We start from the raw sequence: 10,341 nt of genomic DNA on the forward strand, positions 1-10,341 counted from the left end.
TCGTGCGGATACCGCCTAAAGCCTGGACGAAGGCCGAGGTCGCGCGTGTGACGCCGGTCGCCACTCGCGCGACCGACGTTCATCCGGACACGCCGTAGCGGCTGCGGTAATCGAGCAGCCGCGCGTGTTCGGCGGCCAGCTCGGGACGCTCGCCGGCGTAGGCCAGCACTTCGTCCAGGCCGGTGATCGCGATCACCGGGATGCCATGGTCGCGCGCCACTTCCTGCGCGGCAGAAAGCTCGCCCTGGCCTCGTTCCTGCCGGTCAAGCGCGATCAGCACGCCGGCCGGGACGGCCCCGTGCGCGCGGATCAGTGCCAGTGATTCGCGCACCGCGGTGCCGGCGGTCATCACGTCGTCGACGATCAGCACGCGGCCGGTGAGCGGCGCGCCGACCAGCATGCCGCCTTCGCCGTGGTCCTTGGCCTCCTTGCGGTTATAGGCCCACGGCAGGTCGCGGCCGTGGCGGGTCGCCAGCGCGATAGCGGTGGCGGCAGCCAGCGCGATGCCCTTGTAGGCCGGGCCGAACAACATGTCCACGGGCAACTGAGCACGCACCAGCGCGGCGGCGTAGCTTTCGCCCAGGCGCGCCAGGGCCGCGCCGGAATCGATCCGGCCGAGATTGAAGAAGTACGGGCTCTGCCGGCCCGACTTGAGCGTGAAATCGCCGAAGCGCAGCACGTCGCGCGCCAGCGCCAGTTCGATGAAGTCGCGTTGGTAGGGAAGCATCGAGGAAGGACCGGAAGCGGAAATGGAGATTCGGGAATCGGCAGCTATTATCCATGGGTTCCCACGCCACGAGTCCCCAACGCATGAGAATCGTCACGCTCAACGCCAACGGCATCCGCTCGGCCGCCAGCAAGGGCGTGTTCGACTGGCTGCGCACGCAGGAGGCCGACGTGGTCTGCCTGCAGGAGACCAAGGCGCAGGAAGGCCAGCTCACCGATCCGATGTTCCGCCCGGACGGCCATCATTGTTTCTATCGCGACGCCAGCAGCAAGAAGGGCTACAGCGGCGTGGCCATCTACGCACGGCGCGAGCCCGACGCGGTGCTCACCGAGCTGGGCTGGGAGCCGTTCGACTGCGAGGGCCGCTACATCGAGGCGCGGTTCGGTAACCTCTCGGTGGTGTCGCTGTACGTGCCTTCAGGCTCCTCGGGCGAGGAGCGACAGCAGTTCAAGTTCAAGGCGATGGACTTCCTCACGCCGGTCTTCGACCAATGGTTGAACAGCGGCCGCGACTACGTGATCTGCGGCGACTGGAACATCGTCCACACCAAGAACGACATCAAGAACTGGACTTCCAACCAGAAGAACTCCGGCTGTTTGCCGGCCGAGCGCGCCTGGCTGGACCTGTTGTTCCACACCCGTGGCTGGGTCGACAGCTTCCGCGCGATCAAGCCCGAGGCGGTCGAGTACACCTGGTGGTCCAACCGCGGCCGCGCGCGCGAGAACAACGTGGGGTGGCGGATCGACTACCAGGTCTGCACCCCGGCCCTGCGCGACCGCATGCGCGCCTGTTCGGTCTATCGCGAGCAGCGCTTCTCCGACCACGCACCGTACACGGTCGACTATGCCGACTGAGCCGGCGGCACCGGCACCGCGCAAGCCCTCGATCTGGCGTGCCTTCGCGCAGCCGGCCGCCGGCACGATGGCGCTGTTCGGATTTTCCTCCGGCCTGCCGTTCCTGCTGGTCGCCGGCACGCTGGCGTACTGGCTGAAGGAAAACGGCATCGAGCTGAAGGAGATCACCATGATCGCCAGCGCCGGACTCACCTACGCCTTCAAGTTCGTGTGGGCGCCGCTGCTCGACCATTGGCGGATTCCCGGCTTCGCGCGACTGGGCCAGCGCCGCGGCTGGCTGCTGTTCGCGCAGTTGTGCGTGGCACTCGGATTGCTGGCGATGGCGCTGCTGACGCCCACGCAGCTGTGGCCGTTCGTGGCGGCCACGTTGCTGGTCGCCTTCTTCGGCGCGACCCAGGATATCGCCGTGGACGCCTATCGCATCGAGATCGCGCCGCCCGACGTGCAGGGCGCGCTGGTGGCGACCTACGCTCTGGGCTACCGCATGGGTCTGCTGCTGGCTGGCGCGGTGGCGCTGATCCTTGCCGATCACGTGCCCTGGCGGGTGGTCTACCTGGTGATGGCCGCGGCGATGGCGATCCCGCTCGCCACCACGCTGCTGGCGCGCGAGCCGGACGTGATTCGCACGCGCCCGGCGAGCTGGCGGGTGGCGATGCGCGAGAGCGTGGCCGATCCGTTCACCGACTTCTTCCGTCGCTACGGATGGCAGGCGGCGGCCTTGATCCTGTTGTTCATCCTGCTGTTCAAGATCCCCGAGCAGGCAACGATCGGCGGCATCATGAGCCCGTTCTACCGGGACATGCAGTTCTCCAAGACCGAGATTGGCGCGATCACCAAAATCTACGGCGTGTGGATCGGCATCGTCGGCGTTTTCCTGGGCGGCGCCGCGGTCGCGCGCTGGGGCGCGTGGCGGTCGCTGGGGGTGACGGTCGTGCTGTGCGGCTGCAGCAACCTGTTCTACCTGGTGCTGGTCGCCCACCCGGGCAACCTGGTGGCGCTGACCCTGGTGATCTCTGCCGAGAACCTCACCCTGGGCATGCTCGGGCCGCCAACGGTGGCCTTCCTCTCGATGCTGGTGAATCGCCAACACACTGCCACCCAGTACGCGTTGCTGAGTTCCCTCGTCAACCTGCCGGGCAAGCTGTTGGGTTTCTTCGCCGGCGGCATTGCCACCGCCGCGGGCTATGGCGGGTACTTCGTGCTCACCGTGCTGGCATTGATTCCCGCGATGCTGCTGTATGCCGCGCTGTGGCGGCGCTTTCGCACCCTCGAACAGGGTGCGAGCTAGCCGCTGGCACCGGCCGGCGGCACCCATCGGGGGCTTTACTGCAAACCCCCTCGATCTGTGCAACCATGGCCTGCCAGCTGGGCATGCGTGACACGGAGCGACGCTCGTGCCGGACCTCGTCATACGCCACATCGACAGCTTGATGGCCGAGCGGATCAAGACGCTCGCCAAGGACCGTCACTGGTCCATCAACGACGTCGTGCTGCACGCGCTGCGGCACGGCCTGGGCCTGAGTTCGGCCGGCCAGATCTCCAACGAAACCATGCTCGACCCGGGCAGCCTCGTGCTCGGCGGGCAGTGGGATCTCACCGAAAAGGCGGTCTTCCAGGAAGCCCTGCAGGCGCTCTCGCTGACCCGACCGACGCAATTGGCGCCGGCGCGTGCATCGAAGCTCGGCTAAGCATCTTGTGCGTTCATTCCCGCGGAGCCAGATATAACCCGCCCAGCACGCGCCGGCCGCGTGCGCCGGTGACAGCCGGCAGGTTGCCCGGCAATCCAAGTATCCGCTGACGCGCCAGCCAGGCGAAGGCGGTCGCTTCCAGATAGTCGGGATCGATGCCGTGGATGGCGGTGCTGGCCACGCGGCGCGGCGCCAGCCATTCGGCGAGCCGCTGCATGAGTCGCGAGTTGTGCACGCCGCCGCCGCACACCAGCACGTCTGTCGCTGCGGGTGCATGAGCCTCGATGGCGTCGGCCACGGTATGTGCGGTCAGTTCCAGCAGCGTAGCCTGCACGTCGGCCGGTGCCAGCAATGCCACGCGCGGCTGGCGCAGCAGCCAGGCCAGGTGAAAGTGCTCGCGGCCGGTGCTCTTGGGCGGCGCCAGCGTGAAGTACGGATCGGCCAGCAAGGCCTCGAGCAGAGGGCCGTCGATCTGGCCCGCGGCCGAGAATGCGCCGTCGCGGTCGAACGGCTCGCCGCGCTGTTCCTGGCACCAGGCGTCGAGCAGCCCATTGGCGGGGCCGGTATCGAAGCCGAGCACCATGCCGTCGGGTCCCAGCACGGTGATGTTGGCGATGCCACCGAGATTGAGCACCACACGGGTCTGCCCCGGCTGGCCCAGCAGCATGGCATGCACCGCTGGCAGCAGTGGCGCGCCTTGGCCACCGGCGGCGACATCGGCGCGGCGAAAATCTGCCACGACGTCCACTCCGCAGGTTTCCGCGATGACCGTAGGATCGCCGATCTGCAGGGTGAAAGGGTTTTCTCCGGCGGGCCTGTGTCGCACCGTCTGGCCGTGTGAACCGATCGCGCGTACCGCCGCGCCTGCGGTGCCACTGGTATCGAGCAATGCCTGGGCCGCCTCGGCGAAATGACGGCCGATGGCCACGTCCAGCCCCCCGAACGTATCCAGGCTGAATGCGGACAGATCCTGTGCCAGTGCGAGCACCCGTTCGCGCAAGGCGCTGGGCCAGGGGTGGGTTAGCGCTGCGCGCAGCTGCGGCATGCCGTCGTCGAAGGACACCAGCGCAACGTCGACACCGTCGGCGCTGGTACCGGAGATCAGCCCCAGGTAAAGGGCAGGGGCGTTGTCACTGGTGGTCAAGGCGACGGGTCAATCGTCGTTACGCGTGGCCGAGCCGAGCTGGGCGAGCTTGATGTTGGCATCCATCGTCTTCAGGCGTGCCAGCTGCGGGCGCACGACTTGGCTTTCGAAACGGGCCAACTGCGCCGCGGGCAGCGGTTGCGGCTTGGGCAGGGTCACGGTCTGCGGATCGCGCTGCACGCCATTGACGCGGAACTCGTAGTGAAGATGCGGGCCGGTGGCCAGGCCCGTCATACCGACAAAGCCGATCACCTGGCCCTGGCTGACGTGCTGGCCCACGCGCTCGGCGGCAAAGCGCGACATATGGCCATAGGCCGTGCTGATGGTTTTGCTGTGCTGGATCACCACGAAGTTGCCGTAGCCGCGCATCCAGCCCTTGAACTTGATCACGCCATCGCCGGCGGCATGGATCGGCGTACCGCTGGGCGCGGCGTAATCCACGCCCTTGTGCGCGCGCATGCGGCCGAGAATCGGATGCATCCGCGCCGTGCTGAAGCGGGAGGAGATACGGGTGAAATCAACCGGGATACGAAGGAACGACTTCTGGATCGGCCGGCCATCCTCGCTGAACCAGCCGTAATGGCCATCCGCCTTCCTGAAGCGATACGCAGTGAAGCGGTGCCCCTGGTTGACGAACTCGGCCGCCACTATGTCGCCCTCGGCGTAGTAGCTGCCGTCGCGATAGACGTCGTCGTAGATCACCGTGAAGCTGTCGCCGTCGCGCAGGTCCTGCACGAAGTCGATGTCGTACTTGAACAGGTCCGCCAGCTTGCCGACCATGCCCTGGCTCATGCCGGCCTTGGCGGCAGCGGCATACAGCGAGCTGGTGATGGTGCCGTGCGCAACGTGCTCGCGGGTTTCCATCGCACGGGACTGAACGGTCAGCGTGGACTTGTCACCATCGAAGCGGACCACCGCGCGGTTGGCCTCGTCCTTGTCGAAGCGGATGCCCTTGAGGCTGCCATCGCTGCCAAGCAGGAAATCGAATTCCTGGTGCGGGCGAATGTTGTGGAACGCGCCCTTGGCCGCACCGGCCGCATCCATCACCCGCTGCAGATCGGCCAAGCTGAGACCCTGGGACTGGAAGATGTCCGAGAGTGTCTGGCCGGGCTGCACCTGCACGACGCGCCAATCTTCCATGCCCCGCGCAGGGGCTGCATTGAGGGATGCCTTGGGCAGGGTAAGCGGCAGCAGGGTATGGGCGGCAGGTTCGGGCGCGGGGCGCATCGCGCTGGCCCACGCCGGGAGGAAGAAGCCCGAGAGTGCGGTAAGAAGCAGCGCGGTCCCGGCCAGGATCCAGCGTTCGCGGTGCCAGCGGATCGGCTCGACCTCGCCCAGACGGCTGAACGACCAGTGCGCGCAACGTTCGTAGAAGTGCATGTGGCGGCGCTGCGCCTTGCGGCGGATAGCCTGCTTGCGCGCCGCCCGCGCGATCTGTTCGCCCTCACCCATGCTCTTCGCCCCGCGTTACAAAGTACTCAGGCGTCGTACCTTAGCGGCCACGTATAAAGGGCGTCAACGCCTTTCCTTTCAAGGATTTGCGCTGGTTTTCTGATTAACGCACAATTAACGCCATTTTGTGAACGGCGACCTCTTGTCGCCGTCGACCGATCCGCACAGAGGACATCCATGAACGAGCTTGAGCAGGCGCTGGCGACGATCGCCCGCGGCGCCGACGAGGTCATCAAGCAGGAGGAGCTCATCGAGCGCCTGAAGAGCGGCCGACCGCTGCGCATCAAGGCCGGCTTCGACCCCACCGCGCCGGATCTGCATCTGGGCCACACGGTGCTGCTCAACAAGATGCGGCAGTTTCAGAATCTTGGCCATCAGGTCATCTTCCTGATCGGCGACTTCACCGGGATGATCGGCGACCCCACGGGCAAGAACGTCACCCGCAAGCCGCTCAGCCGGGAAGACGTGCTGAAGAATGCCGAGACCTACGCCAGCCAGGTCTACAAGGTGCTCGACCGCGAGCGCACCGAGGTGCGCTTCAACAATGAGTGGTTCGGCAAGATGTCAGCGGCCGACATGATCAAGCTGGCTGCTCAGCACACCGTCGCGCGCATGCTGGAGCGCGACGACTTCGCCAAGCGCTACGCCGCGCAGCAGCCGATCGCCATCCACGAATTCCTGTACCCGCTGGTGCAGGGCTACGACTCGGTAGCTCTGAAGGCCGATGTGGAGCTTGGCGGCACCGACCAGAAGTTCAACCTGCTGATGGGTCGCGCATTGCAGGAGCACCACGGTCAGCCGCCACAGATCGTGCTCACCATGCCGCTGCTGGAGGGCTTGGATGGCGCGCACAAGATGTCCAAATCATTGGGCAACTACATCGGCATCGACGAGCCGGCGATCGACATCGTCACCAAGACCATGAAGATCGACGACGCACTGATGTGGCGCTGGTTCGAGTTGCTTAGCTTCGAATTGTCGCTGGACGAGCTGGCGCGCATGAAGCGCGAGGTGCAATGCGGCGAGCTGAACCCGCGTGATGCCAAGCTGCGGCTTGCCCGCGAACTGGCCGCGCGCTTCCATGACGCTGCGGCCGCCGAGCAGGCGATCGCCGGCTGGCATGCGGTGGTGCGCGGCGAGGGTGACACTTCGTTGCTTCCGCTTAGCGAGATCGCCGTGCCCGCCGAAGGCCTGCGCCTGGCGGCCCTGTTGACGGCCGCCGGGCTTACTGCCAGCAACTCCGAGGCGAACCGCAAGCTCAAGGAGCGCGCGGTGCGCATCGATGCCACCGTGGTCGAGGATGCCCAGCAGGTGTTCGGCGCTGGATTCGAAGGTGTGCTGCAGGTGGGCAAGCGAAACTTCGCGAGGGTGAAGCTGGTCGCAGGCTAGGCTGCGCGTCGCTCGCGGCGAAACGGGGCGACGAAAATAGCCGCGTTCGCTTGCCAAGTACGTGCGCTCTCCCTACTATCCGCGGCCCGTCGCCCAGTTCCCCTTGGCCGGCAACTCCCCCGAGCAAAGATCTTCGCAAAAGGGTGTTGACGAACCGGGAAGGGAATGTAGAATGGGCGGCTCACCCGGGACGAAACGTCTCGGGGCGATCTGAAGAACGGGTCGCAAGTGATTGATCTTTGACAGTGTGCGCAGGTGACTTGTGTGGGCGCCTTGCGGTGGATGGATGACTGTCCACAAATGCAAGCGTCTAACCTAAGAGTCAATTCAAAAGCTTGACGTTTTACGGTTAGGACAACGCTTCAGAAAGATAGATCTGCTTCGGCAGGTCGAAAACTTAAGTGAAGAGTTTGATCCTGGCTCAGATTGAACGCTGGCGGCATGCCTAACACATGCAAGTCGAACGGCAGCGGGTCCTTCGGGATGCCGGCGAGTGGCGGACGGGTGAGTAATGCATCGGGACCTGCCCAGACGTGGGGGATAACGTAGGGAAACTTACGCTAATACCGCATACGTCCTACGGGAGAAAGCAGGGGACCTTCGGGCCTTGCGCGGTTGGATGGACCGATGTGCGATTAGCTAGTTGGCGGGGTAATGGCCCACCAAGGCGACGATCGCTAGCTGGTCTGAGAGGATGATCAGCCACACTGGGACTGAGACACGGCCCAGACTCCTACGGGAGGCAGCAGTGGGGAATATTGGACAATGGGCGCAAGCCTGATCCAGCAATGCCGCGTGTGTGAAGAAGGCCTTCGGGTTGTAAAGCACTTTTATCAGGAACGAAACACTGTCGGTTAATACCCGGCGGGACTGACGGTACCTGAGGAATAAGCACCGGCTAACTTCGTGCCAGCAGCCGCGGTAATACGAAGGGTGCAAGCGTTAATCGGAATTACTGGGCGTAAAGCGTGCGTAGGCGGTTTCTTAAGTCTGCTGTGAAATCCCCGGGCTCAACCTGGGAATGGCAGTGGATACTGGGAGGCTAGAGTGTGTCAGAGGATGGTGGAATTCCCGGTGTAGCGGTGAAATGCGTAGAGATCGGGAGGAACATCAGTGGCGAAGGCGGCCATCTGGGACAACACTGACGCTGAGGCACGAAAGCGTGGGGAGCAAACAGGATTAGATACCCTGGTAGTCCACGCCCTAAACGATGCGAACTGGATGTTGGTCTCAACTCGGAGATCAGTGTCGAAGCTAACGCGTTAAGTTCGCCGCCTGGGGAGTACGGTCGCAAGACTGAAACTCAAAGGAATTGACGGGGGCCCGCACAAGCGGTGGAGTATGTGGTTTAATTCGATGCAACGCGAAGAACCTTACCTGGCCTTGACATGTCTGGAATCCTTGAGAGATCGAGGAGTGCCTTCGGGAACCAGAACACAGGTGCTGCATGGCTGTCGTCAGCTCGTGTCGTGAGATGTTGGGTTAAGTCCCGCAACGAGCGCAACCCTTGTCCTTAGTTGCCAGCACGTAATGGTGGGAACTCTAAGGAGACTGCCGGTGACAAACCGGAGGAAGGTGGGGATGACGTCAAGTCATCATGGCCCTTACGGCCAGGGCTACACACGTACTACAATGGTCGGTACAGAGGGTTGCAATACCGCGAGGTGGAGCCAATCCCAGAAAGCCGATCCCAGTCCGGATCGAAGTCTGCAACTCGACTTCGTGAAGTCGGAATCGCTAGTAATCGCGGATCAGCTATGCCGCGGTGAATACGTTCCCGGGCCTTGTACACACCGCCCGTCACACCATGGGAGTGAGTTGCTCCAGAAGCCGTTAGTCTAACCGCAAGGGGGACGACGACCACGGAGTGGTTCATGACTGGGGTGAAGTCGTAACAAGGTAGCCGTATCGGAAGGTGCGGCTGGATCACCTCCTTTCGAGAAAGGCAGCACCGCTGCCGCAAGACGTCCACACAAGGCACCTGCACATCCACACGCTTCGATCGACAGATCGCAAGGCGTGTTTGGTCGTTAGACCGGGAAGCTTATGGGTCTGTAGCTCAGGTGGTTAGAGCGCACCCCTGATAAGGGTGAGGCCGGTGGTTCGAGTCCTCCCAGACCCACCACCACGGTTTTACGGGGCCATAGCTCAGCTGGGAGAGCACCTGCTTTGCAAGCAGGGGGTCGTCGGTTCGATCCCGACTGGCTCCACCAGTACCTGGCACGACCGCTTCGGATGTGTAGAACACGCGCACACAAAGATTGATTGAAGCCAACCGGCGCTGAGGCCGGCGTGGTGTTCTTTGAAAACGTAAACGAGTGACAAGCGTTTTGGTTCGAAACCGAACCGAGATGTGTCGTTGAGGCAATGGTAGCGAGCGTTGTTTGGCGGAATCCCGTTCCTGAGGAGGAAAGGGAGTATGCCCCGAGGCGACTTGGGGTTATATGGTCAAGCGACCAAGCGTATACGGTGGATGCCTTGGCAGTCAGAGGCGATGAAGGACGTGGCAGCCTGCGAAAAGTGTCGGGGAGCTGGCAACAAGCTTTGATCCGGCAATGTCCGAATGGGGAAACCCACCGCTTAGGCGGTACCGTGCACTGAATACATAGGTGTACGGAGCGAACCCGGGGAACTGAAATATCTAAGTACCCGGAGGAAAAGAAATCAACCGAGATTCCGTAAGTAGCGACGAGCGAACGCGGAGCAGCCCAAAAGCGCACAGTGTTTTAGCTAAAGGATCTGGAAAGGTCCGCCATAGACGGTGATAGCCCGGTAGGCGAAAGGGCACCGTGCGTGAAATTGAGTAGGGCGGGGCACGAGAAACCCTGTCTGAACATGGGGGGGACCATCCTCCAAGGCTAAATACTCCTGACTGACCGATAGCGAACAAGTACCGTGAGGGAAAGGCGAAAAGAACCCCGGAGAGGGGAGTGAAATAGACCCTGAAACCGTATACGTACAAGCAGTGGAAGCCCGCAAGGGTGACTGCGTACCTTTTGTATAATGGGTCAGCGACTTACTGTCAGTGGCGAGCTTAACCGTCTAGGGGAGGCGAAGGGAAACCGAGTCTGAATAGGGCGCATAGTC

General features: G+C 63.3%; 7 protein-coding genes, 2 tRNA genes and 2 rRNA genes. 8 read left to right on the forward strand and 3 right to left on the reverse strand.

The features are described from left to right. Positions 1-79 precede the first annotated feature (79 nt). Positions 80-727, reverse strand: a complete 648-nt coding sequence (gene pyrE / locus BMZ38_RS06620; RefSeq protein WP_091335584.1) for an orotate phosphoribosyltransferase — start codon at positions 725-727, stop codon at positions 80-82. An 83-nt stretch (positions 728-810) separates the two neighbouring features. Between pyrE and BMZ38_RS06625 the strand changes: the two genes are divergently transcribed. From BMZ38_RS06625 to BMZ38_RS06635, 3 genes are all read left to right on the forward strand, one after another. Then, positions 811-1,581 (forward strand): exodeoxyribonuclease III, encoded by a 771-nt coding sequence (locus BMZ38_RS06625; protein ID WP_091335586.1) that lies wholly within the window; start codon positions 811-813, stop codon positions 1,579-1,581. Next, positions 1,571-2,869 carry an AmpG family muropeptide MFS transporter gene (locus BMZ38_RS06630; protein WP_425431863.1) on the forward strand — a complete coding sequence of 433 codons (1,299 nt, stop codon included), beginning with the start codon at positions 1,571-1,573 and terminating at the stop codon, positions 2,867-2,869. Before BMZ38_RS06625 ends, BMZ38_RS06630 begins: the two co-directional genes overlap by 11 nt. A 106-nt stretch (positions 2,870-2,975) precedes the next feature. Continuing rightward, positions 2,976-3,269, forward strand: a complete 294-nt coding sequence (locus tag BMZ38_RS06635; RefSeq protein ID WP_091335589.1) for a hypothetical protein — start codon at positions 2,976-2,978, stop codon at positions 3,267-3,269. Positions 3,270-3,282: 13 nt separating this feature from the next. On the opposite strand, the gene BMZ38_RS06640 is transcribed toward BMZ38_RS06635, so the two are convergent. Together BMZ38_RS06640 and BMZ38_RS06645 are read right to left on the reverse strand one after the other, a co-directional pair. Continuing rightward, positions 3,283-4,413, reverse strand: coding sequence for an anhydro-N-acetylmuramic acid kinase (locus BMZ38_RS06640; RefSeq protein ID WP_091335591.1), 1,131 nt, complete (start codon positions 4,411-4,413; stop codon positions 3,283-3,285). A 9-nt stretch (positions 4,414-4,422) separates the two neighbouring features. Next, a complete protein-coding gene (locus BMZ38_RS06645; protein WP_091335594.1) occupies positions 4,423-5,865 on the reverse strand; it encodes an OapA family protein in 1,443 nt (480 codons plus the stop codon). Positions 5,866-6,042: 177 nt separating this feature from the next. On the opposite strand from BMZ38_RS06645, the gene tyrS reads away from it, so the two are divergent. The 5 genes from tyrS to BMZ38_RS06670 all read left to right on the forward strand — a co-directional run. Then, a complete protein-coding gene (tyrS, locus tag BMZ38_RS06650) occupies positions 6,043-7,254 on the forward strand; it encodes a tyrosine--tRNA ligase (protein WP_091335597.1) in 1,212 nt (403 codons plus the stop codon). A gap of 398 nt (positions 7,255-7,652) precedes the next feature. Next, positions 7,653-9,191: ribosomal RNA gene (locus BMZ38_RS06655) — 16S ribosomal RNA — on the forward strand. A 111-nt stretch (positions 9,192-9,302) separates the two neighbouring features. After that, positions 9,303-9,379, forward strand: a tRNA-Ile gene (locus BMZ38_RS06660). A 12-nt stretch (positions 9,380-9,391) separates the two neighbouring features. After that, positions 9,392-9,467, forward strand: a tRNA-Ala gene (locus tag BMZ38_RS06665). Between the two features lie 233 nt (positions 9,468-9,700). Continuing rightward, a 23S ribosomal RNA gene (locus BMZ38_RS06670) occupies positions 9,701-10,341 on the forward strand; the annotation flags it as partial.

It is taken from the genome of Frateuria terrea (assembly GCF_900115705.1).
Lineage (GTDB): Bacteria > Pseudomonadota > Gammaproteobacteria > Xanthomonadales > Rhodanobacteraceae > Frateuria_A > Frateuria_A terrea.